The organism is Nocardioides sp. P4_G4 (assembly GCF_056401085.1).
This window is the reverse complement of the sequence record NZ_JBFUKA010000074.1, coordinates 1-21,873: the sequence shown is the minus strand read 5'-3', so window position 1 is coordinate 21,873 and position 21,873 is coordinate 1. Positions and strand designations below refer to the sequence as shown.

Genomic DNA, 21,873 nt, shown 5'->3' with positions numbered 1-21,873 from the left:
CAGTGAAGCTCACAACCGGGTAGAGGTCCTTGGCCGCGCGGGAGCTGCCGGTGGTGCTTCCGGACGGCACCGCGAGAGCGATCGAGACCGAGACGCTGCCGGTGGTCGGTGGCCAGCTGAACGCGATGGTGGATGTGACGGTGGTGGCCGGGGTGGCGCCCAGAGACACGACAGGATTGAAGTCGGCGCCAGTGCCCGTGGCGAGAGTGCCGCCGGTGTAGGTGTAGGTGGCCGTGCTCCCAGAGAGGCCGGTGCGCGACCAGTTGCCCACTACGAGGGGGACGTCGGAGATCGTGCCGCCGGTGATTGAGAGAGTGACCTGGGCACCGGTGATGGCCTTCGTCCCCGCCGTCAGCTTGGACTTGAGGTTCAGGGTCTGTCCCTCACGCGTGCTGCCACTGCTCGAGGCGCTGGGCGGCGTGACGAGCGAGGTGGCTGCAAAGGCCGGGGCCGCGACTGCGATGGACACGGCCGGCGCGGTCCAGGCGGCGGTGCGCAGGACGGTCCGGCGGGTGGGCGTGAGGCGGGTCTGCGTGCTCATGATGAGGTTCCCTTGACAGCGAAGGCGACGTGGCAGGTGGTCCCGAGGCCTCGAGTCAATCGCCCAAACTGGGGATGAAAACCGCACGTGGCTGACCCGTGCACGCCTCCGCACCGGCTTGTGCACACCGCGTGAAGGACTGGTCCAGACATCGGCCGTGACGTGTTACCCGGGGGTGGATCAAGCGCCACGTGGCGCCGTCACGAGGCGATCCCGCCCTGCGCCTCTCAGGGCAGGCTGCCGTTCTTGACGTACGTCGCCGTCGTGGTGACGCCCTGGGTGTTTCCCGCCCAGGTGAAGCTGATGCTCACGTCGACGCTGTCGAAGGACGCGTTGTCGAGGTTGATCCGTGGCTCGAAGGCGGTGGCGCCCTTCGCGAGCGCGGCCGCGGTGAAGGTGGCCGACGCGTCGCCGCGTGCCGACGCCGCCCACGGACGCGTGACCGTGGTCGACGTGACGCGCGTGGCGTTCGCCTGGTGGTAGGTGAGGGTGACGACCGCGGAGACCCCGGTGAGCGCCAGGTCCGCAGTGAGGCTGGTCGTCAGCCTGAGGACCGTGCCCGCTCGGACGATCGTGAGCGGCCCTGCAGTGCCCTGCGGCTGGGCCGGCGAGGTGGCGAAGGCTGGCGCTGCCACTGCGATGGTGACGGCCGGCGCGCTCCAGGCCGCGGCGCGAAGGACTGTACGTCGAGTGGGTGCTACCTGGCGGTGCGTCATTGCTGGATCCCCCCGGATCAGTCGATGATCGATTGCCCCGAGGGGTCCGAGTAGACCGCGCCGAAGGGCCTTCGAACCGCCCGTGGGCGATCCGTGCACGTGGAGGAACCGACCTGTGGACGTGGAGTGCATTTCTGGTCTGATCCAGTAACGGAGTGGCCGAAGCGCCGCGTGGGGGCCGGCCTCGCACCTAGACTCGCCGCGGGCAATCGCCCTGCTTCCGACCGACAGGGACGACTCGATGGAACTGGCCGACTACCTGCGCATCCTGCGCAACCACTGGATCGCCGTGACCGCGATGGTGATCCTGGCCGCGGCGGTCGCCTTCGGTTACAGCAGCCTCCAGCCCAAGGTCTACGCCGCCAGCTCGTCGGGCTTCGTGACGTCCGGCGTCGGCGGAGACCCCGGCCTCGACAACCTCAACGACACCCTGTCCAAGTCGCGCGCGGCGTCGTACGTCGTGCTGGCCAAGGACCGCGAGACGGCCTCGATCGTCATCGACGACCTCGGTCTCGACGCGGCGCCCGAGGCGCTGGTCGGCAACATCGACGCCAGCCAGACGCCCGAGACCGTGATCATCCAGATCACCGCCCGAGCCGGCACGCCCAGCGACGCCCAGGAGCTGGCCGACGCCTGGGTGGGCGCCCTTGCCGAGCGCGTGTCCGACATCGAGTCGGGCAAGGGCAACCAGGGCATGCGGATCGAGGTCTCCGAGTCCGCCCAGCTGCCCACCAGCCCCGTCTCACCGCAGGTCGAGCGCAACGTGCTGCTCGGCGCGGTCCTCGGCGCCCTCCTCGGCGCCGGCTACGCCGTGGCCCGCACGCTGCTGGACCGCCGACTCCGCTCGGCCGAGGACGTCGAGCGCGCCTCCAAGCTCGCCGTCGTCGGCTCGGTGCCCGACCTGGGCAAGCACGACGCGCTGTTCGTCAACGGCGGGGGGCACGGCACGTCGGCCCAGGCCGCCGAGGCGATCCGCCGGCTGCGGACCAACCTGTCCTACATGGACGTCGACAACCCGCCGCGCGCCATCGTCGTCACCAGCCCCAAGCAGGGCGACGGCAAGTCGACGCTGGCCGCCAACCTCGCCGCTGCCATCGCCCTGTCCGGCCAGCCGGTCACGCTGGTCGACTGCGACCTGCGCCGCCCCAACGTGTCCCGGGTGCTGGGACTCGACGACACGGTCGGGCTGACCGACGTGCTCGCCGGCCGGGTCGAGCTCGCCGACGCGATCCAGGGACATCCCGAGATCGCCAACATGGCGGTGCTGACGTCCGGCAGCCGTCCCCCCAACCCGAGTGAGATCCTCGGCTCCAAGGCGATGCGCGCGGTCATCGCTGAGCTGTCGGCACGCGGGATGGTCGTCCTCGACGCCCCGCCGCTGCTCCCCGTCACCGACGCCGCCGTGGTCGCCCACAGCGCCGACGGCGCGCTCGTCGCTGTCAGCGCCGGGCGCACGCTCGACACCGAGCTCACCTCGGCGATCGAGCACCTCCACGCGGTGCACGCCCGCCCGCTCGGCGTCATCCTCAACCGGGTCTCGCGGCGCAACGTGGGGGCCGGCAACTACGCCCACTACGGCTACGCACCCGACGACTACGTCGACACCTCCGCGGGCGACCGGAAGGCCACCCGGGCCGCGCGCTCCTGATCAGCCCGCCCGGCGGACCCCGGCGTGGCGCACGACGACCACGGCCAGCGCACCGAGGCAGCAGCCGGCCGTGTTGGCGACGACGTCCGAGAACGACCCGTGCCTCCCCGGCAGCAGCAGGCCCTGGACCGCCTCGACCGCGCCGAAGGTCACGAACGCCCACGCCGTCCAGTCCCGCCACGACGGATCGGGCCACACCACCGACGCCAAGGCCGTCAGAGGAGCCGTCATGACGACGTTGAGCAGGATCTCGACGGCGTTGAGGGTGACTCCGCGGGGAGCCCCCGCGGCCATCGCAAGGTCGGTGAGCGCGGCCAGGACCTGGTCGGGACCTCGGGTGCTCGGCGTGAGGACCACCATGAGCAGCACCATCACGTAACCGAACAGGGCGACGCTGCACACGGCGATCCGCCGCTCGCCACTCACTCGTCGCCCGGGGCGACATAGGGGATCCACGCGGTGAAGGTGCTCCCCACCCCCAGCTCGCTGTCGACACGTACTCCTCCCCCGCAGCCCTCCACGATGGAGCGGACGATGTTGAGGCCGAGGCCGGTGCCGGGCGTGAGGCGGACCCGCTCCGTGTCGACGCGGTAGAAGCGCGAGAAGAGCCGTTCCACGTCCTCGGGCCCGATGCCGATGCCGTCGTCCGACACCACCACCTCCAGCCGGTCCTCGACCAGCGGGACCCGGACCCGCACCTCCCCGCCGGCGTCGGTGTACTTGATCCCGTTGGACACCAGGTTGTCGACCACCTGGCGCATCCGCTGGGGGTCGAACATCGCCACCCGGGTGTCCGGCAGGTCCGCGACCAGCGCGACCTTCGAGGCGTTGGCGACCGGGCGTGCCGCCTCGACCGCCTCACGCACGATCACGGCCGCGTCGGCCGCCACGCGCACGACCTGGAGGGCGGCATCGGCCTCCTGCGCGACGTACAGGAGGTCGGAGACCAGCATCTGGAGCCGGCCGGCGTTGCGGTCGACCACCGACAGCTGGGCACGGACGTCTCCGGGCAGGTCCTCGCGCGCGGCGAGCATCTCGAGGTGGCCGAGCACCGAGGTCAGCGGCGTCCGCAGCTCGTGGGACACCGACGCGACGAACTCGTCCTTGACCGCGAGAGCCCGCATGAACTCGGTGACGTCCTTATAGGCCAGCGCCGCGCCGACGAACGAGCCGTCCGGACGACGGGCGGAGCGTGCCGACACCGACAACGCCCTCCGGGTCGCGGGGTCCGAGCCCACCCAGAGTCGTACGTCGTCGAACTCGTCGCCCATGGCGGCGCGCAGCGAGGGCAGGTCCCCGCGGGCCATCGGGGTCTCCCCGTCCACCTCGTAGACCTCCCCCGTCTGCCCGGCCATGCCGTGGTGCCCCTCGGGGTAGGCCAGCGCCATGAAGTCGCGGTGGCGACGGTTCATCTGCTCGTAGCGCCCGGACCGGTCGATCAGCACGAGCCCCACGTCGACGGCGTCGTAGATCGCGGCCACGGTCCGCGCCTGCTTCTCGATCGTGGCGTTGGCCTCCGCGATCTGCTGGGTGGCCACCCGCTGCTCGGTGACGTCGACGATCTGGGAGATGAAATGCAGTGGGGTGCCGTCGTCGTCGCGCAGCAGCGCCACCGACAGGTCCCCCCACAGCACCGAGCCGTCCTTGCGGACATAGCGCTTGCTCATCCGGTATGACGACCGCACACCCGCCAGGACGTCCTCGACGAGGTCGACGTCGGAGGCCAGGTCCTCGGGGTGGGTGATGTCCTGCCACAACGYCTGCTGCAGCTCCGCGCGGTCGTAGCCCAGCATCCGGCACGTCGCGTCGTTGACCGCCAGCATCTGCCCGTCCGGCGACACCAGCATCATGCCGACGGGCGAGTGCTGCATCGCCAGCCGCAGCAGGCTGTCGCCCAGCTCATCCATCCCGTCCCGCCTTTCGCCGAGCCGCACTCTAGTGCCGCCCGGCCGCGTCTGGATCCCCCTCACACGACGCGGGTCAGGTCCGGACCTTGTGCGTGCCGTCGCACCACGGCTGCTGGGCCGATCCCCCGCACCGGCAGACGGCGGTGACGGGGCGCGTGAGCGCGTGCGCCTCGCCCTCACGGTCCACCCACTCCTCGGCGCCCCGGACGAGCACCGGCCCGTCGGGGCAGACCTGGAGCCGGGGGGTGCCGCCGCGCGGTCGCCCGGGCGGCGCGGGCAGCAGCGCGCTGGCGTCGTCCGCCCACGCGGCCAGGACCACGTCGGCCATCTGGTCGTCGAGCCAGGCGCCGCCCAGTGCACCGAGGAGCACCTGCTCGGCCCGGCCCGCGTCCCCGTCCACGAAGGGCGCGCACATCGAGCGCACCGCGATCTGGTCGTGGATGGCGTCGGCCGTCACGTGCTCGTCGAAGTAGTCCGCGACCTCCTCCGGCAGACCCAGCCGCCGGGCCGCCGCGGCGTACATCCCGTGCGGCAGCGAGCTGGTCGCCTCGTACATCGCGAGGTGGCCGAGCGTCGCGCCGAGCAGCCGGCGCTGGAGGCCGCACACGACCATGAAGTTGTTGACCGCCAGCACCACGGCGGGCACCCGGTCGACGTGGGCGGCGTACGTCGGGTCCACGCCACTGGCCTCCATCGCCTGCGCGAACAGCGTCGCGTGCTGGCGGGCCGGGTCTCCCGAGCCGTACTCGTCGTACTGGATCTCGGTGAGCGCGACCTTGACCGCGCCGTGCGCGCGCGGGATGGCCCACGAGTGAGCGTCGCCCTCCTTGAGCTGGAAGACCGACTTGAGCATCAGCAGCTCGCGCCACTGATCGAGGGTGGCGCGGCGGCGCACGTGGCGCGCCAGCGGCGAGCCGCCGCCATTCCCGACCAGCGCGAAGAAGGTCTCGGCAGGGTCGCGGAGCATCGCCGGGACCTGTCCGTCGATCGCCTCGGTCACCTCGGCCAGCACGACCTCCTCGAGCCGACGACCGAGAGCCGCCCGGATCCGGGCCAGCTCGGGGTGCCACTCCCAGCCGTCGTCGACGCCGGCGAAGCCGCGGTGGTGCAGCTCGAGCAGCATCCACAGCGCCAGCTGGGCGTCCTCGTCGTGGACGTAGCCCGCGGCGTCGTCGAGACCACCCAGGGCGTCCTCCACGTCCGGGGCCAGGTGCACCCCACCGGGACGCCGTCCCAAGGTGGTGGCCACCGCGCCGGAGAGCGGGCCCCGCGGCTGCGGCAGCGGCGCTCGTACATCGGCGTCGCTCACGGCTTCAGGACCACCTTGAGGCAGTCGTCGTCCTTGTCGCGGAACATCCGGTACGCCGCCGGCGCCTCGGCGAGGGGCAGCCGGTGCGTCGCGAGGGTCTCAAGGCCCAGCGGGTCGCCGTCCTCCATCACCACCGGGACGATCTCGTCGACCCAGCGCTTCACGTGGCACTGGCCCATCCGCAGGCTGATGCCCTTGTCGAACATCTCCATCATCGGGAACGGGTCGCTCATCCCGCCGTAGACCCCGGAGATCGACACGGTGCCGCCGCGGCGTACCGAGGAGATGGCAGAGCGCAGGGCGGCGAGCCGGTCGATGCCGACCGTCTTCATCAACGGCTTGGCCAGCGCGTCGGGCAGGTAGCCGACCGACTTGATCGCCCCCTCCGCGATCGGGGTGCCGTGGGCCTCCATGCCGACCGCGTCCAGGGTGCCGTCGGCCCCGCGGCCGTCGGTGAGGTCGCGTACCGCGGCGGCGACGTCGGCGGGCTTGATCGCCTCGATGATCTCGACACCGCGCTGGCGGGCCACGCCGGCCCGGAACGGGTCCGGCTCGACGGCCAGCACCCGGATGCCCCAGTGCTGCGCGATGCGGGTGGCGAGCTGGCCGACCGGGCCGAGGCCCATCACGAGCAGCGTGTCGCCCTCCCGGACCGCGGCGTACGCGACGCCCTGCCACGCCGTGGGCAGGATGTCGGAAAGGTAGAGGAAGCGCTCGTCGGCGACGCCCTCGGGGACCTTGATCGGGCCGAAGTGGGCCTGCGGGACGCGGAGGTACTCCGCCTGGCCGCCGGGCACCGAGCCGTAGAGCTCGGTGTAGCCGAACAGCGCGGCGCCCTTGTCCTGGGCGCGGACCTGGGTGGTCTCGCAGGCGGCCATCAGGCCGCGCTCGCACATCCAGCAGTGTCCGCAGGAGATGTTGAACGGGATGACCACGCGGTCGCCGGCCGCGATGTGGGTGACGTCGGGACCGACCTCCTCGACGATGCCCATCGTCTCGTGGCCGAGCACGTCCCCCTGCGAGAGGAACGGCCCGAGGGGGTCGTAGAGGTGGAGGTCCGAGCCGCAGATCGCGGTGGACGTCACCTTGATGATCGCGTCGGTCGGCTCCTCGATGCGGGGGTCCGGGACGTCGATGACGCGGACGTCGCGCTTGCCTTGCCAGGTGAGTGCCTTCATCACCCCACGTTCGCAGCGGCCCCCGGTGATCGTCAGACCCGGAGGGGTGGCGAGTGCTTCGTCACGCCCGTCGGGGTGGTCCCGACGGGCGTGCGGAGGCTCAGGTGCCCTCGGCCGCCAAGGCCTCGACGTCGACGTCCTGGCCGTCGGAGATCTGCTGGGTCACGCGCTCCCGCTGGGCGTCCGACAGGTCGATCCCGACCTCGTCGAGGGCCGAGTCGAGCTCGGTGCGGATCGTGCCCTCGGGGGCGCTCTCCTCGTACGACGTCACCCGGTCGACGACGTTGCGCAGTGCTTCGGTCCTGGCCTCGGTGCTGGCGTCCTGCTCGGTCATCTGCGACTCCTCGTCTGCGAAAGGTCCGTCCGGAAATGACGAACCTCCCCATCGTGCCGAGGCACGGTGGGGAGGTTCAAGGAACGTCCACCCCTATGGGGTGAGGCACCCGGACGGGTCAGATCGCGACCGCGACCTCCGCGACCGAGCCGGTGGCCGCGACCACGCGGGTGTCCACCGGGTCGGCCTTGGGAGCCAGGGTGCGCAGCGTCCACTCGCCGTCGCCGGCGAAGAACCTGAAGTGCCCCGTGGCACTCGTCGGCACCTCGGCGGTGAACTCGCCGGTGCCGTCGAGCAGCCGGACGTAGGCGTTGGGGACCGGCTCGGCCCCGCGCAGCACCTGGCCCTGGATCACGGCCTCCTTGGCGACGTTGACGCCGTCGAGCGACAGCCCGCCCTCAGTGGCGCCGCACATCAGGCGTCCGCCTGACCGGGCTCGTCGCCCAGCGCGACCGGGACGCCGACCAGGGAGCCGTACTCGGTCCAGGAGCCGTCGTAGTTCTTGACGTTCTTGCGGCCGAGGAGCTCGGTCAGCACGAACCACGTCAGCGAGGACCGCTCTCCGATGCGGCACAGCGCGATGGTGTCCTTGCCGGTGTCGAAGCCGACCTCGTCGTAGAGCGCGGTGAGCTCGTCGTCGGACTTGAAGGTGCCGTCGTCGTTGGCGTTCTTGCTCCACGGCACGTTGACCGAGGTGGGCACGTGGCCGGCGCGCTGGGCCTGCTCCTGCGGGAGGTGGGCCGGGGCGAGCAGGCGACCGGCGTACTCGTCGGGGCTGCGCACGTCGACCAGGTTCTGGGTGCCGATGGCGGCCACGACCTCGTCGCGGAACGCGCGGATCGAGCGGTCCTGCTCGGACGCGGTGTACGACGTCTTCTCCCGCGTGGGCAGCTCGTCGGTGAGCTCGCGGGAGTCGAGCTCCCACTTCTTGCGGCCGCCGTCCATGAGCTTGACGTCCCGGTGGCCGTAGAGCTTGAAGTACCAGTAGGCGTAGGCGGCGAACCAGTTGTTGTTGCCGCCGTAGAGGACCACGGTGTCGTCGTTGCTGACGCCACGCTCGGACAGGAGTGCCTCGAACTGCGCCTTGCTGACGAAGTCGCGACGGACCTGGTCCTGGAGGTCGGTCGTCCAGTCGAGCTTGATGGCCCCCTTGATGTGGCCCTTGTCGTACGACGAGGTGTCCTCGTCGACCTCGACGAGGACGACGCCGTCGGTGTCGAGGTTGTCCTCGACCCACTGGGCGGTGACGAGCGAAGACTCGCGGCTCATGTGATTGCTCCTTGCTGTGTGTGAGATCTGTGGGTGTTCTTGGGTGTCGTGCGGGTGTCGTGCGGTGTCAGCTGGACGGGCGCAGCCGGGCGCCGATCAGGTAGAGCTCGCAGCCCAGGCAGAACGCGAAGACCGCGTTGAGCAGGGCCGCGACGAGGGCGAGACCGACCGCGACCTGGCCGACGACCGTGGCGCCGGCCAGCAGCGCGACCAGGCCGACCAGGGCGAAGGCGAGGCCGACGCCCTGCGCGAAGCGGGGCGGAGCCGGGTCCTCCAGCTCGGCCGGGGGTGCGATCCGCGGCCGGACCAGGGTGCGGAAGAGCCACGCGTGCGGCGTGTGCTGCACCCCGGCCACCGCACCGACCGCGAAGAGCACGGCCTGCACGGCGAGCAGCGCGACGCCGACCGGGTGYGGCACGAGCAGCAGGACGGCGGCGAGCACCACCGCCGTGAGGGCGGCGGTGAACTGCGGACCGCGCGGGTCGATCCCCGCGCTCGGCGGGGAGGTCGAGGTGGTGCCGGGAACGGCGGCGCGCTCGTTGGTCGTGGACATGTCTCTCCTGCAGGGAAGGCCGGGCGGGCTCGAGGTGGGYCGGACCTCCTCCACCATAGTCCACAAACTCAGTGGACTTACGTCAGAGTGATCGACGGACCCGTCACGACATTCGACACAGGGCAGAGCGGACGCGGCAGTGATCCACTGCGCGTCGCTTGGTCAGCCAGGTCGAGGACATGATGTGGACTCTAGGGATCTGCGCGGCCGCTTCATTCCCGCGTCTCGACAGGTGGACCGCTGTTCCGCCATGTGGACGCGGCTCCGACGGCCCCGGCAGCTCCCGGCGGAGGTCAGACGACCGAGGCGAGCGCGGTGAGGACCYGCTCCTTGCGCGGGGCCCCGGCGGCGCGGGTCACCTCGGACCCGTCGGCCGCGAGCACGATGGTGGTCGGGGTGCGGAGCACACCGAGGCGGCGTACGGCCTCGAGGTGGCGCTCCGCATCGACCTCGACGTGGGTCACGCCCGGGACGACCTCGGCCACGTCGGCGAGGACCCGGCGGGTGGCGCGGCACGGCGCACAGAACGCGCTGCTGAACTGGAGCAGGGTGGCCCGCTCCCCCAGCGCCTCGCCGACCTCGGCCACCAGTGCCGCCCCGGGCGGGGTCTCGGCCGGGACCTCGGGCTCGGCGGCCTCGTGGGCGTTCGCAGCGGCCTCGTCGCCCACGCGCACACGGTGGGTCCCACGGAACCGCCCATCGGTGGCGGCCCGCCACAGCCCGACGGCGAGCGCCAGGACGACGGCAGCGACGAGGATCCAGGCACCGGTGGTCATGCAGGGCGCAACCGGCGCGCGCCCTCCCTTGTTCCGGACCATGGTCGGGGGGCCGACCCGGGCCCGGCCCGCATCACGACCGCCCGGCGGCGCGCAGCCGACGTACCTGCTGGCGCAGGCGGTCGTTGTCCGCCTCCAGCTGCAGCACCACGGCGATGCCGGCGAGGTTGAGGCCCAGGTCGAGAAGGTCGCGGATGCGGCCCAGCCGGTCGACGTCGTCGCGGCTGTAGAGCCGGGTGCCGCCGGCCGTCCGGTCCGGCTCGACGAGGCCGCGACGCTCGTAGACGCGCAGGTTCTGGATGTTGGTCCCGGCCATCTCGGCGGCCACCGAGATCGCGAAGACACCCACCGTCGGTCCGGTCACCGCATCCTCCTGGGTGCTCCTGGCTGGGGGCTTGCAAGCAATGGGGTGTGCGAGGTATATAAAACCTGTAACCAACAATACAGGTCGCCGGACCGGCGACCCCGTCCCCGGGAGGAGATCATGTTGATCCGCACCACTGACCCGTTCCGTGACTTCGACCGCCTGGCGCAGCAGCTGCTCGGCACGACCAACCGCCCGGCCGTCATGCCGATGGACGCCTGGCGGGAGGGCGACACCTTCACCATCGAGTTCGACCTGCCCGGCGTCGCGCCGGACTCGATCGACCTCGACGTGGAGCGCAACGTCCTCACCGTCCGCGCCGAGCGCGTGGCCCGCAACGGCGACTGGGAGCTGCTCGCCTCCGAGCGACCTCGTGGCATGTTCAGCCGGCAGCTGGTCCTCGGCGACAACCTCGACCTCGACCGCATCGAGGCGGCGTACGACGGTGGCGTCCTGCGCCTGCGGGTCCCGGTGGCCGAGAAGGCCAAGCCCCGCAAGATCGAGGTGACCAGCGGCCGCGCGGACCGCACGGCGATCGAGGCCTGAGGCCCGCAGACACGACGGTGCCCCGGCGGATCGTTCCGCCGGGGCACCGTTGCTCTTCAGGTCAGCTCTTGGTCTTGACCTTCTTCTTCACCTCGGTGGAGCCGACCTTGCCCTTGCCCTGGAAGAAGAAGACGAGCTTGTGCTTGCCCTTCTTCAGCGTGGCGAGCGAGACGGCGCCCTTGCCCTTGGCGATCTTGCCCTTGCCGACCTTCTTGTACTTGATCTCGCCGTTGTCCTTGACCTTGACGATCTCCTTGACGACGACCTTGCCCTTGACCTTCTTGGCCTTGACCGGCGGGGCCTTGACCTTCAGCGAGGCCGTCGCGCCCTTGACCTTGACCTTGACCTTCGGCTTGTAGCCGATCTTGGCGGTCTTGGCCGAGGTGGCGGTGCCGGCGAGGCGGCCGTTCTCCGCCAGGACGCGGACGGTGAGCTTGTCACCGATCTGGGCCTTGGTCGGCGTGTACGACGCACCGGTGCCGACGACCGTGGAGCCGATCAGCCACTCGTAGGAGAACGTCGTGCCCGTCTCGAAGTTCCACTCGCCCCGGTCGAGGGAGATCGACTTGCCGACCCACGGGTAGCCCTTGGCCTCGGGACGGTCGGTCGCGGCCAGCGAGGCGGCGAGGACGGCGTTGAGGCCGCTGACCATCTGGCCGGGCTTGACGGTGATCTCGGTGGCCTTCTCGAAGGTCGAGTCCTTCCACCACTCGGGGACGTGGTTGCCCGAGCCGTCGGCGAACCGCACCTTGTAGGTGCCCGGGTAGACGTAGCGCATCTCGAAGGAGTTGTCGGCCTTGGTGGACGACGAACCTCCGCTGATGCCGTCCACGGACAGGAGCTGGACGGAACCGCTGAGCGGCAGGCCGGCCGCCCCGGTGATGAGGCCCTCGATGCCACCGGCACGCATCAGGGTGATGTCGCCGCCGGGGATCGTGGTGCCCGGGGTCACCGTCACGGTGGCGGCCCGGTCGTACGTGGTGCGGCCGCCGAGCCAGGAGCCGAACAGCCCGAAGCCGTTGTCGTCACCCACCTCCGCGGGCTCCGCCGCGATCTTGAACTGGGTCTCCCCGGCGACCTGGTCGAGGTCGTCGAACGCGTAGACGCCGAGCCGGTTGGAGCGGACGTACGAGACGCCCTGCTCCTTGGCGGGGGCGTTGGGCGTGTTGTAGGCGACCACGTAGGCGCCGACCACGGGCGCGCCCGCGTCGTCCTTCACCGCGCCGGTGAGCTCGACCGAACCGGCCGGCTGCGCGGGCGCGGGGGTCAGGTTCGCGTTGATGTTGCCGATGGCCTGGTCCTTGCCGACCGTGACGGGCGTGGCGGCGGCCGAGGTGGCGGCGTTGTTGAAGTACTCCGAGGTGTACTCGCCGAGCTCGTCGAAGAACTCGACGGTGTAGCTCGCGGAGGGCAGGCCCTCGATGAGGTACGCGCCGTTCTTGTCCGTCACGTCGCTGCGCGACCCGGCAGTCACGTTGACGAACTCGAGCGGCAGCCCGGCGTCGCTCAGCACCTGGCCGGAGATGGAGCCGCCGGCCGTGAGCCCGATGGCGATCGGGTTGCCGGTCGCCGTGCCGGTGATGGCGTCGGCGGTGGCGAAGCTCGACTTGTCGTTGTACCACTCCGAGACGAGGCGGGAGTTGCCCGAGGCGAGGATCTTGACCGGGGCAGAGCCCACGGGCAGGACGAAGGCGCCCTTCTCGTCGGTGTAGTCGGCCGAGACGTCGTCGGTGCCCGCGGCGCTCGCGGCGTCGTACGCGGTGACCTGGATGCCCTGGACGGGTCGACCCGACGGGTCCGTCACGGTGCCGACGACGTAGGGCTGGTCCACGGTCCACGGCTGGAGCGCCGTGGCGCCGCCACCGACGGTCACGGCGTCGGCGGACGCGAGGTCGGCCTTGTCGCGGTAGAACTCGCTGTAGTCGGCCTCGTACGTCGTGACCCCGAACTTGTAGACGCCGTCCGCGTAGGTGCCGGAGAAGTAGCCGTTGGACGCGTAGGCGGTGGCCACGTCGGTGAACGTGCCGTCAGTCTGCTGGCGGTAGACGTCGACGTAGCCGTCGACGGGATTGCCCTGGGTGTCGGTCAGCGTGCCGCTGACCACCGAGTCGGCGGCCTGGGCCGGAGCGGCCCCGAGACCGAGGCCGGTCGCCACGAGCGCGGTGCCCGCCACGGTGGCGATGGTGCGACGCAGTGGGCGTCGCGCGGATGATCCGATCATGCTGTGTTCCCCGTTCGAGTGGTGAGTGAAGACTCGACGCACGAGGACAAGCAGGGTCACCCCCGACTCACTTGCCCCCGCGCATGAGTCAACGGGATCTTGACGGGCCGGACGCCGGAAAGCAATGACTAGTCCGAATTAGCCATGCTTCCGTCACCACCGGTCAGCCGCCGGCGAAGGGCGGCAGCAGCTCCACGACGTCCCCGGGACGCACCACGACGGCCCCCGGGTCCTGCGACCCGACCGGCTGGTCGCCGACCAGCACCGAGCAGACGCCGACCACCCGCTCGACGTCGCGGCCGGGGTGCGCGGCGACCACGCGGCGTACCAGCTCGGCCAGCGTGATCGGCCCCTCGACGGGGAACTCCTCGCTCGCGACCCCCGTCGCGGCCCGTGCCGCGGCCCAGTAGTGGACGGTGACAGCCGTCTCACGCTCGTGCGTTCGGTCCGTGCCGGAGGTCATGGCTCGATATCCTTCCTTATCCGCCCCACCGGAGGAGACGGCCATGAGCACCCTGCTGCTGTTGACGAGCGCACTCCAGCCCTCGGTCGAGGTCCTGCCCGCCCTCTCCCTGCTCGGCCACACGGTGAGGATCCTCCCCTCGGAGGGCAGTGCGCTGCTCGAGGCGCCCGAGTCCGACCTGCTCCTCGTCGACGGACGCCAGGAGCTCGCCCACGCCCGCGACCTGTGCCGCCTGATCCGCACCACGGGCACCGACGTCCCGGTCCTGCTCATCGTCACCGAGGGCGGCCTGGCCGTCGTCGCCTACGACTGGGCGATGGACGACGTCGTGCTCCACACCTGCGGGCCCGCCGAGCTCGAGGGTCGCATCCGGATCGCCATCGGTCGCCTCGCCGCCCGGCGCGAGGCGGACGACCCGGCCGCCCACGTCATCCGCACCGGCGAGGTCGTGGTCGACGACGCGACGTACACCGCCAAGGTCAGCGGGCGGGCGCTCGACCTGACGTACAAGGAGTTCGAGCTCCTCAAGTTCCTCGCCCAGCACCCGGGGCGCGTCTTCACCCGCCAGCAGCTGCTCCAGGAGGTGTGGGGCTACGACTACTTCGGCGGCACCCGCACCGTCGACGTCCACGTCCGTCGGCTCCGCGCCAAGCTCGGCCCCGAGAACGAGCACCTCATCGGGACCGTGCGCAACGTCGGCTACCGCTTCGTGCTGCCGTCGAAGGACAAGGCGGCCGAGCGCGACGCGGCCCCGGCCTCGGAGACCACGGACGCCTGAGGGGTCACGCTCGCCGCTGGAACCTGAGTCACCCGGTGACTCAGGTCGCAGCGCCACCACGGCCACACTCAACGCTGGAAGCTGAGTCACCCACTGACTCAGGTCGCAGCGCTGGGCCTGCACCCTGCGTCAGGTGCGGGCGTACATCACGTGCGTGTCGGCGTCCGCGTGCGTGAAGCCGAGCCGTGAGTACGTCGCGAGCGCGGCCGTGTTGTCCGACTCGACGTAGAGCAGCACCTCGTCCACGCCGCGGGCGTGCAGGTGGTGCAGGCCCGCGAGGGTGAGCGCCCGCCCCAGGCCCTGGCCCTGGGCGGAGGGGTCGATGCCGACGACGTAGACCTCGCCGAGGCGGGCGTCGTGCTGCTTGGTCCAGTGGAACCCGAGCATCCGGTCGCCCTCGGTGGCGACCAGGAGCCCCGCCGGGTCCCACCACGGCTCGGCCATCCGGGCGGCGAGTCCGGCCTCGTCGAGGCTGCCCTGCTCGGGGTGGTGGGCGAAGGCCGCGGCGTTGACCCGCAGCAGCTCGGCGGCGTCGGTGTCCCGGTAGGACCGGATCCGCCGGTCGTCGAGCTCCGGAAGCGACCCGGAGGCCGGGCGACGCATCACCCACAGGTCGCGGACCCGGGCGAAGCCGTGCTCGGCCGCCAGCCGGGCCGCGGCCGGGTGGTTGCCGTGGGACCATGCCTGGGCCGGGCCCTCCACGGTCGCCAGCGACGCGGCGCCGAGCCCCCGGCCGCGGTGGTCGGGGTGGACGACGAGGTGCAGCTCCTCGCCCCGGCGCAGCAGGAACCCGGTGGGGCGGACGATGTCCCCGACGCCGTCGCGCCGCTCGGGCCACGCACCCGATCGCAGCCACAACCAGGTGGCCTCGTCGAGCGGTGCCACCCCGTCGACGGCCTCGGCCGCGGCGGCGACCTCCTCGACGCGCTCGAGCAACGTCACAGCTGCGGGCGGACGTGCAGCCCGACCTCGGGGTCGACCACGACCTCCTGGGAGGCGGGCATCTCGTCGACGACGAGCTCGGCGTCGACCGGCACGTTGCGCTTGAGCAGAGCCAGCCCGATCGGTCCGAGCTCGTGGTGCCGGGCGCTGGAGCCGAGGAAGCCGACCTGGCGCTCCGAGCCCGGCAGGGTCACCGCGCTGCCGGGCGGCGGCAGCCGGTTCTCCGAGCCGTCGAGGTGCAGGAGAGTGAGCCGGCGCGGCGGACGACCGAGCGTGTGCACCCGCGCGACCGTCTCCTGGCCGCGGTAGCAGCCCTTCTCGAGGTGCACGGCCGGACCGATCCAGCCCACCTCGTTGGGGATCGTGCGGTGGTCGGTGTCGATGCCGAAGCGAGGCTCGCCGCGCTCGATGCGCAGCGCCTCGAAGGCCCAGAGGCCGGCAGCGGTGCCGGCCGCGGCGGCGTACTCCTCGAGGCGGTCGCGCGGCACGAGGTCGTAGGTCGCCCCGTTCCCCGTCACCCGCCAGGCCACGGCCACGTCGTCGGTCACCAGGCTCACCTCGACACGCATCATGAACCGCATCCGGTCCAGGAAGTCGGCGAGCGACCGGCCGGCGCCCGGCTCGGTGTGCGCGACGAAGGTGGTGCCGTCGTCGACGCCGTGGAAGGCGTGCTCGACGTGGCCCTGCGGGCTGAGCACCAGCGCCTGGGTCCACACCCCGGGCGCGAGGCCCTCGAAGTACTGCGTGGTCAGCGAGTGCAGCCACGTCAACCGGTCCGGACCCTCGATGCGTACGACGTCGCGGTGCGACAGGTCGACGAAACCGTCACCGGAGACCAGACGACGCTGCTCGCCGTGGAAGGAGCCGTAGTGGGCCGCGACCGGGGCGTCGATGCCGTCGCCGGCGACGGCGCCCGGCAGGCCGAGGAGCGGGGAGGTCATGCGGGGTCTCCAGACGGTGGGGGACAGTCGGTGCAGCGGCCGAAGATCGCCAGGTGGCCCAGGTCGACCTCGAAGTCGTGCTCGCGCCGCAACGTCTCGAGCAGCGCGGCCACCACACCTGGGTCAACGGATCGGACCCGGTGGCAATTCCGGCAGACCAGGTGGAAGTGCTCCGGCTCTCGGGTCGAGTGGTACGTCGGCGCCCGGTCGCTGAGGTGGGTGTGGCGCACCAGCCCGAGCTCCTCGAGCACCTCGAGGGTGCGGTAGACGGTCGACGCGTTCACCGCGCTGGCCCGTGTCCGGACGGCCGCCAGGACCTCGTCCGGCGTCGCGTGGCCCAGCTCCTCGACCGCGCCGAGGATCAGCTGGCGCTGCGGGGTCAGCCGGTAGCCGCTGCCCCGGAGCCGCTGCGCGAGCTCGTCGACCATCAGGACCTCACGCGCGCTGGAGCCGCGCCCACAGGTGCGGCTGGAGCTCCTGGTCGACGGCGGCCATGTCGAAGGCGTATAGGAGGTCGCCCTCCACGTTGCCGTACATCCGCGAGCCGGCGGTCACGTGCTTGGCGGTCTCGGTGTAGCCGACACCGGCGGTGTGCATCTCCACCTTGCCGGCATCGGCGGCGCCGTACCAGATCTCGGAGAAGCCGATGTTGTGCGAGAGCAGGAACTCGACCTTGCCCGGCTCGGGGCAGCGCAGGAAGCCCGACTCCATGGCGGCGTCGCGGACGAACTCGCCGTCCTCGTCGACGATCCAGGCGCGGGACATGTAGTGGAAGAACGGGCGGCCGTCGTGGGTGAAGATCAGCTCCTGGCCGAACTGGAACTTCTCGATCGTGGGGTAGTCGCCGTGACCGTTGCCGCGCCACGTGCCCAGCAGCCAGGCGACCGGGCCGCAGTTGGGGTGCAGGTTGTCGGGGAGCTCGAAGGGCATGGTCCGAGTCTAGGGTGAGCCCATGCCGCGCTCACTGGTCGTCAAGGTCACCTGCGGTGCGGAGGACGCCGAGCGCGCCAACCAGGCGTTCACCGTCGCCGCCGCCGCCGTCGCCGCGGGAGCCGACGTCTCCCTGTGGTTGACCGGGGAGGCGGCCTGGTTCGCCGTGCCGGGGCGGGCCGAGGCCTTCGCGCTGCCGCTGGCCACGCCGCTGTCCGACCTCCGCGACGTGGTCTTGGCCGGGGGGCGGCTCACCGTCTGCTCCCAGTGCGCCGCCCGACGCGAGCTGACCGCTTCCGACCTGGTGACCGGCGCGACCATCGCGGGGGCCGCCGTCTTCGCCGAGGAGATCCTCGGCGACGGCGTGCAGGCGATCGTCTACTGACGCTGGGGCACCGCAGGCTGACCGCCCCGCGTCGGCGACACCCACCGTTCACGATCCGGTGACAGACTCACCCCATGTCCGACACCACGTCCCTCCCGACCAGCGTGGGAGCCTCCGTCGAGGACGGCCCGACGACCGAGCCGTTCGGACACCCCCCGGACACCTTCGACGTCGAGCCGCCCTACGTCCCGGACGCCGACGAGATCGCGGCCGTCGAGAAGTTCCACGACCGGTTCCTCGACCGCGAGCTGTCGTGGCTGCGCTTCAACCAGCGCGTCCTCGAGCTGGCCGAGGACCCCTCGCTGCCGCTGCTCGAGCGCACCCGGTTCCTGGCCATCTTCGCGAGCAACCTCGACGAGTTCTTCATGGTCCGCGTGGCCGGCCTCAAGCGCCGCATCGCCGCCGGAGTCGCCGTACGGGCCGCGAGCGGCCTGCTCCCCCGCGACCAGCTCGAGCTGCTCTGGGACCGCGGCCGCGAGCTCATGCAGCGCCACGCGCTCGCGTTCAACGACCAGGTCATCCCCGAGCTGCGTGGCGAGGGCATCGAGATCGTCCGCTGGTCCGAGCTCGACCGGGAGGAGCAGAAGGTCTGCAAGAAGCTCTTCAAGGACCGCATCTTCCCCGTCCTGACCCCGCTGGCCGTCGACCCGGCCCACCCCTTCCCCTACATCTCCGGGCTCTCGCTCAACCTCGCCGTCGTGGTGCGCAACCCCAAGTCCGGCACCGAGCACTTCGCCCGGGTCAAGGTCCCGCCGATCTTCAGTCGCTTCGTGCCGGTGGGCAACCAGCGCTTCGTGCCGCTCGAGGACGTCATCGGCGAGCACCTCAAGAAGCTGTTCCCCGGCATGGAGGTGCTCCAGGCCCACACCTTCCGGGTGACCCGCAACGAGGACCTCGAGGTCGAGGAGGACGACGCGGAGAACCTGCTCGCCGCCCTCGAGAAGGAGCTGTTGCGCCGTCGCTTCGGCCCGCCGGTCCGCCTCGAGGTGGAGGAGTCGATCGACCAGACCGTCCTCGACCTGCTCGTCTCCGAGCTCGGCGTCACCCTCGAGGAGGTCTCCCGACTCCAGGGCCCCCTCGACCTCCGGGGCCTGCACTCGATCGCCGACCTCCCCCGCGAGGACCTCAAGTACCCCGCCTTCCTGCCCTCGACCCACCCGCAGCTCGCGGAGGTCGAGACCGCCAAGCCGGTCGACGTGTTCGACGCCGTACGCCGCCAGGACGTCCTGCTGCACCACCCGTACGACTCGTTCGCGACCTCGGTGCAGCGGTTCCTCGAGCAGGCCGCCGCCGACCCGCACGTGCTCGCGATCAAGCAGACGCTCTACCGCACCTCGGGCGACAGCCCGATCATCGACGCCCTCGTCGACGCCGCGGAGGCCGGCAAGCAGGTGCTGGTGATCGTGGAGATCAAGGCCCGCTTCGACGAGTCCAACAACATCCGCTGGGCCCGCAAGCTCGAGCAGGCCGGCTGCCACGTCGTCTACGGCCTCGTCGGCCTCAAGACCCACTGCAAGCTGTCGATGGTGGTCCGCGACGAGCCGGACGGGATCCGCCGCTACACCCACATCGGCACCGGCAACTACAACCCGAAGACCGCGCGGCTCTACGAGGACATCGGCCTGCTCACCGCCGACCCCGCGGTCGGCGAGGACGTCGCCCACCTCTTCAACAACCTGTCCGGCATCAGCCGCAACACGACGTACGACAGTCTGCTCGTCGCCCCCGACAGCGTCCGCGACGGCCTGATCACCCAGATCCACGCCGAGGTCGCCAACCACCAGGCGGGCCGCACGTCCGGGATCCGGATCAAGGCCAACTCGATCGTCGACGAGGCGATCATCGACGCGCTGTACCTCGCCTCCCAGGCGGGCGTGCAGGTCGAGCTGCTGATCCGCGGCATCTGCGCGCTGCGTCCCGGGGTGCCCGGCCTCTCGGAGACGATCCGGGTCCGGTCCGTGCTGGGCAGGTTCCTCGAGCACAGCCGGGTCTTCTGGTTCGCCAACGACGGGGAGCCGCTCGCGTGGATCGGGTCGGCCGACATGATGCACCGCAACCTCGACCGTCGGGTGGAGGTGCTGGTGCGCCTGCCCGGCGTGCGCAAGGTGGCCGAGGTGGGCGCCCTGCTGGACCTGGCGTTCGACGCCGACACCTCCGCGTGGCACCTCGAGGCGAGCGGCGAGTGGGCGCTCAACGACGGCACGGTGCACCTGCAGGAGGCCCTCATCGCCAAGCAGCGGCGCCGCCGCTGACACGCGATTGCCTCCGGGGCATCACGAACCCCTAGCATGTGGGTCGTTCTTCCCCCCGTCCCCCGGAGTTCTCCGTGCGTTTCAAATTCCGCCCCGTCGACAGCTCCTTCTACGACCTCTTCAGCGAGGCCGCGTCGCACCTCGTCGTGGGCTCCGGCCTGCTGGCCGAGATGCTCAGCGAGGGCAACGACCGTGAGGCCGTCGCCCAGCAGATGCGCGAGGCCGAGCACGCCGCCGACGAGACCACCCACGCGATCGTCCGCCGGGTCAACAGCACCTTCGTGACGCCGTTCGACCGCGAGGACATCTACTCCCTCGCGAGCGCTCTCGACGACGTCATGGACATGATGGACGAGGCCGTCGACCTGGTCCTGCTCTACAAGGTCACCACGTTGCCCGCGGAGACCTCCGAGCAGGTCGAGGTCCTCCAGCGCTGCGCCGAGCTCACCGCCAGCGCCATGCCCGGCCTGCAGTCGATGAGCTCGCTCGACGACTACTGGATTGAGATCAACCGCCTCGAGAACGCCGGCGACCGCAGCTACCGCCGCATTCTGGCCAACCTCTTCAACGGCGACTACGACGCCATCGAGGTCATCAAGCTCAAGGATGTGGTGGAGTCCCTCGAAGGCGCGATCGACGCCTTCGAGAAGGTCGCCAACATCCTGGAGCAGATCGCCGTCAAGGAGTCCTGACGCCAGATGGAGATCGCGATCATCGTCGCGGTGGTCGTCGTTGCGCTCGTCTTCGACTACACCAACGGCTTCCACGACGCCGCCAACGCCATCGCCACCTCGGTGTCGACCGGTGCGCTCACCCCGCGCATCGCGCTCGGCATGGCCGCGGTGATGAACTTCGTCGGCGCCTTCCTCGGGCAGAAGATCGCCCACACCGTCTCCGACGTCATCGATCCGGGCACGGGCACCTCCGGGCTGGTGGTCGTGCTGTGCGGCCTCCTGGGCGCCATCTCGTGGAACCTCATCACCTGGCGCTTCGGCCTCCCCTCGTCCTCTTCGCACGCCCTCATCGGGGGTCTCGTCGGTGCCGCCCTCGCGGCCGGGGCGACTGCTCACTGGAGCGTCGTCATCGACAAGGTCGTCATCCCGATGTTCCTCTCGCCGGTCGTGGCCTTCGGGCTCGGCTTCGCGGTGATGCTGGCGATCATGTGGATCTTCCGCAGCGCCAACCCGTCGAAGGCCCACCGCGGCTTCCTGGGGGCGCAGACGGTCTCGGCCGCCGCGATGGCGCTCGGCCACGGCCTCCAGGACGCCCAGAAGACGATGGGCGTGATCTTCCTGGCGCTGCTCACCGGCGGCTACGTCTCCGAGTCCGACGGCCTCCCGCTCTGGGTGATCATCTCGGCCGCGACCGCGATCTCCCTCGGCACCTGGTCCGGCGGCTGGCGCATCATGCGCACCCTCGGCCGCCGCATCATCCACCTCGACCCGGCACGCGGCTTCGCCGCCGAGTCGGTCGCCGCGTCGGTGCTCTACACCACGGCGTACGTCTTCGAGGCCCCGATCTCCACCACCCACACGATCACCTCCGCGGTGATGGGCGTGGGCGCCACCAAGCGGCTCTCCGCCGTGCGCTGGGGCGTCGCCCGGTCGATCCTGACGGCCTGGGTGCTGACCTTCCCGGCCGCCGCCCTCGTCGCCGCTCTCTGCTACTGGATCTTGCACATCTTCCTGCCCTGATCCCCCGCTCGGCCCGCTCGGGGCGCTCGGCCCGCGGGTGATCCGCTCGCGGGCTCCGGTCGTCCGCCCCCGCTCGGGGTCCCCGTTCTCGGGGTAGTCCGTGACGTTTGGCCCCCGGAATCACGA

Annotated in this window: 25 protein-coding genes; 7 read left to right on the top strand and 18 right to left on the bottom strand. The window is 71.1% G+C overall.

Translation table 11 applies throughout. The annotated features are described in order from the left end of the window. Both AC1DQF_RS16515 and AC1DQF_RS16510 read right to left on the bottom strand, forming a co-directional pair. The coding region (locus AC1DQF_RS16515; protein ID WP_477526311.1) for a hypothetical protein at window positions 1–541 on the bottom strand (541 nt) is incomplete at its 3' end. A gap of 227 nt (window positions 542–768) precedes the next feature. Then, window positions 769–1,176 carry a hypothetical protein gene (locus tag AC1DQF_RS16510; protein ID WP_477526310.1) on the bottom strand — a complete coding sequence of 136 codons (408 nt, stop codon included), beginning with the start codon at window positions 1,174–1,176 and terminating at the stop codon, window positions 769–771. Window positions 1,177–1,498: 322 nt separating this feature from the next. Between AC1DQF_RS16510 and AC1DQF_RS16505 the strand changes: the two genes are divergently transcribed. After that, on the top strand, window positions 1,499–2,905 hold the full coding sequence (locus tag AC1DQF_RS16505; protein ID WP_477526309.1) for a tyrosine-protein kinase domain-containing protein: 1,407 nt from the start codon (window positions 1,499–1,501) through the stop codon (window positions 2,903–2,905). Here AC1DQF_RS16505 and AC1DQF_RS16500 read toward each other — a convergent pair whose 3' ends face one another. The 10 genes from AC1DQF_RS16500 to AC1DQF_RS16455 form a co-directional block, all read right to left on the bottom strand. Next, window positions 2,906–3,307: a VanZ family protein gene (locus AC1DQF_RS16500; protein WP_477526308.1), complete on the bottom strand. Its 402-nt coding sequence runs from the start codon at window positions 3,305–3,307 to the stop codon at window positions 2,906–2,908. Window positions 3,308–3,327: 20 nt separating this feature from the next. Next, on the bottom strand, window positions 3,328–4,812 hold the full coding sequence (locus AC1DQF_RS16495; RefSeq protein ID WP_477526307.1) for a sensor histidine kinase: 1,485 nt from the start codon (window positions 4,810–4,812) through the stop codon (window positions 3,328–3,330). 73 nt (window positions 4,813–4,885) lie between these two features. Then, on the bottom strand, window positions 4,886–6,121 hold the full coding sequence (locus AC1DQF_RS16490; RefSeq protein ID WP_477526306.1) for an iron-containing redox enzyme family protein: 1,236 nt from the start codon (window positions 6,119–6,121) through the stop codon (window positions 4,886–4,888). Beyond that, window positions 6,118–7,299 carry a zinc-dependent alcohol dehydrogenase gene (locus AC1DQF_RS16485; RefSeq protein WP_477526305.1) on the bottom strand — a complete coding sequence of 394 codons (1,182 nt, stop codon included), beginning with the start codon at window positions 7,297–7,299 and terminating at the stop codon, window positions 6,118–6,120. The genes AC1DQF_RS16490 and AC1DQF_RS16485 overlap by 4 nt, the downstream gene beginning before the upstream one ends. Window positions 7,300–7,399: 100 nt before the next feature. Continuing rightward, the gene (locus AC1DQF_RS16480) at window positions 7,400–7,633 is read right to left on the bottom strand and encodes a hypothetical protein (protein ID WP_477526304.1); all 234 of its coding nucleotides are present in this window, start codon (window positions 7,631–7,633) and stop codon (window positions 7,400–7,402) included. A 118-nt stretch (window positions 7,634–7,751) separates the two neighbouring features. Beyond that, window positions 7,752–8,048 (bottom strand): DUF1416 domain-containing protein, encoded by a 297-nt coding sequence (locus AC1DQF_RS16475; protein WP_477526303.1) that lies wholly within the window; start codon window positions 8,046–8,048, stop codon window positions 7,752–7,754. Beyond that, window positions 8,048–8,902: a sulfurtransferase gene (locus AC1DQF_RS16470; protein ID WP_477526302.1), complete on the bottom strand. Its 855-nt coding sequence runs from the start codon at window positions 8,900–8,902 to the stop codon at window positions 8,048–8,050. The genes AC1DQF_RS16475 and AC1DQF_RS16470 overlap by 1 nt, the downstream gene beginning before the upstream one ends. A gap of 67 nt (window positions 8,903–8,969) precedes the next feature. Beyond that, on the bottom strand, window positions 8,970–9,455 hold the full coding sequence (locus AC1DQF_RS16465) for a DUF4395 domain-containing protein (protein WP_477526301.1): 486 nt from the start codon (window positions 9,453–9,455) through the stop codon (window positions 8,970–8,972). A 293-nt stretch (window positions 9,456–9,748) separates the two neighbouring features. After that, on the bottom strand, window positions 9,749–10,231 hold the full coding sequence (locus AC1DQF_RS16460; RefSeq protein WP_477526300.1) for a TlpA family protein disulfide reductase: 483 nt from the start codon (window positions 10,229–10,231) through the stop codon (window positions 9,749–9,751). Window positions 10,232–10,304: 73 nt separating this feature from the next. Then, the gene (locus tag AC1DQF_RS16455; RefSeq protein WP_477526299.1) at window positions 10,305–10,595 is read right to left on the bottom strand and encodes a MerR family transcriptional regulator; all 291 of its coding nucleotides are present in this window, start codon (window positions 10,593–10,595) and stop codon (window positions 10,305–10,307) included. A gap of 120 nt (window positions 10,596–10,715) precedes the next feature. Between AC1DQF_RS16455 and AC1DQF_RS16450 the strand changes: the two genes are divergently transcribed. Further along, window positions 10,716–11,141, top strand: a complete 426-nt coding sequence (locus AC1DQF_RS16450; protein ID WP_477526298.1) for an Hsp20/alpha crystallin family protein — start codon at window positions 10,716–10,718, stop codon at window positions 11,139–11,141. Between the two features lie 61 nt (window positions 11,142–11,202). On the opposite strand, the gene AC1DQF_RS16445 is transcribed toward AC1DQF_RS16450, so the two are convergent. Both AC1DQF_RS16445 and AC1DQF_RS16440 read right to left on the bottom strand, forming a co-directional pair. Beyond that, on the bottom strand, window positions 11,203–13,362 hold the full coding sequence (locus AC1DQF_RS16445) for a carboxypeptidase-like regulatory domain-containing protein (protein WP_477526297.1): 2,160 nt from the start codon (window positions 13,360–13,362) through the stop codon (window positions 11,203–11,205). Window positions 13,363–13,525: 163 nt separating this feature from the next. Beyond that, window positions 13,526–13,825 (bottom strand): MoaD/ThiS family protein, encoded by a 300-nt coding sequence (locus tag AC1DQF_RS16440; protein ID WP_477526296.1) that lies wholly within the window; start codon window positions 13,823–13,825, stop codon window positions 13,526–13,528. Window positions 13,826–13,868: 43 nt separating this feature from the next. Between AC1DQF_RS16440 and AC1DQF_RS16435 the strand changes: the two genes are divergently transcribed. Beyond that, on the top strand, window positions 13,869–14,603 hold the full coding sequence (locus AC1DQF_RS16435) for a winged helix-turn-helix transcriptional regulator (RefSeq protein WP_477526295.1): 735 nt from the start codon (window positions 13,869–13,871) through the stop codon (window positions 14,601–14,603). Window positions 14,604–14,732: 129 nt separating this feature from the next. On the opposite strand, the gene mshD is transcribed toward AC1DQF_RS16435, so the two are convergent. Genes mshD through AC1DQF_RS16415 form a run of 4 tightly spaced genes read right to left on the bottom strand, consistent with a single transcriptional unit; the run spans window position 14,733 to window position 17,416 of the window. Then, window positions 14,733–15,545, bottom strand: coding sequence for a mycothiol synthase (gene mshD / locus AC1DQF_RS16430; protein WP_477526294.1), 813 nt, complete (start codon window positions 15,543–15,545; stop codon window positions 14,733–14,735). Beyond that, window positions 15,542–16,486: a CAF17-like 4Fe-4S cluster assembly/insertion protein YgfZ gene (ygfZ, locus tag AC1DQF_RS16425; protein WP_477526293.1), complete on the bottom strand. Its 945-nt coding sequence runs from the start codon at window positions 16,484–16,486 to the stop codon at window positions 15,542–15,544. Before ygfZ ends, mshD begins: the two co-directional genes overlap by 4 nt. After that, the gene (locus tag AC1DQF_RS16420) at window positions 16,483–16,914 is read right to left on the bottom strand and encodes a Fur family transcriptional regulator (RefSeq protein WP_477526292.1); all 432 of its coding nucleotides are present in this window, start codon (window positions 16,912–16,914) and stop codon (window positions 16,483–16,485) included. The genes ygfZ and AC1DQF_RS16420 overlap by 4 nt, the downstream gene beginning before the upstream one ends. Before the next feature lie 7 nt (window positions 16,915–16,921). Continuing rightward, window positions 16,922–17,416 (bottom strand): heme-binding beta-barrel domain-containing protein, encoded by a 495-nt coding sequence (locus tag AC1DQF_RS16415; protein WP_477526291.1) that lies wholly within the window; start codon window positions 17,414–17,416, stop codon window positions 16,922–16,924. Between the two features lie 22 nt (window positions 17,417–17,438). Here AC1DQF_RS16415 and AC1DQF_RS16410 point away from each other — a divergent pair, with 22 nt between their 5' ends. From AC1DQF_RS16410 to AC1DQF_RS16395, 4 genes are all read left to right on the top strand, one after another. After that, window positions 17,439–17,801, top strand: a complete 363-nt coding sequence (locus AC1DQF_RS16410) for a DsrE family protein (protein WP_477526290.1) — start codon at window positions 17,439–17,441, stop codon at window positions 17,799–17,801. A 74-nt stretch (window positions 17,802–17,875) separates the two neighbouring features. Then, window positions 17,876–20,053: an RNA degradosome polyphosphate kinase gene (locus AC1DQF_RS16405; RefSeq protein ID WP_477526289.1), complete on the top strand. Its 2,178-nt coding sequence runs from the start codon at window positions 17,876–17,878 to the stop codon at window positions 20,051–20,053. Between the two features lie 74 nt (window positions 20,054–20,127). Further along, window positions 20,128–20,745 carry a DUF47 domain-containing protein gene (locus AC1DQF_RS16400; protein WP_477526288.1) on the top strand — a complete coding sequence of 206 codons (618 nt, stop codon included), beginning with the start codon at window positions 20,128–20,130 and terminating at the stop codon, window positions 20,743–20,745. 6 nt (window positions 20,746–20,751) lie between these two features. After that, window positions 20,752–21,747, top strand: a complete 996-nt coding sequence (locus AC1DQF_RS16395; RefSeq protein ID WP_477526287.1) for an inorganic phosphate transporter — start codon at window positions 20,752–20,754, stop codon at window positions 21,745–21,747. Window positions 21,748–21,873 lie beyond the last annotated feature (126 nt).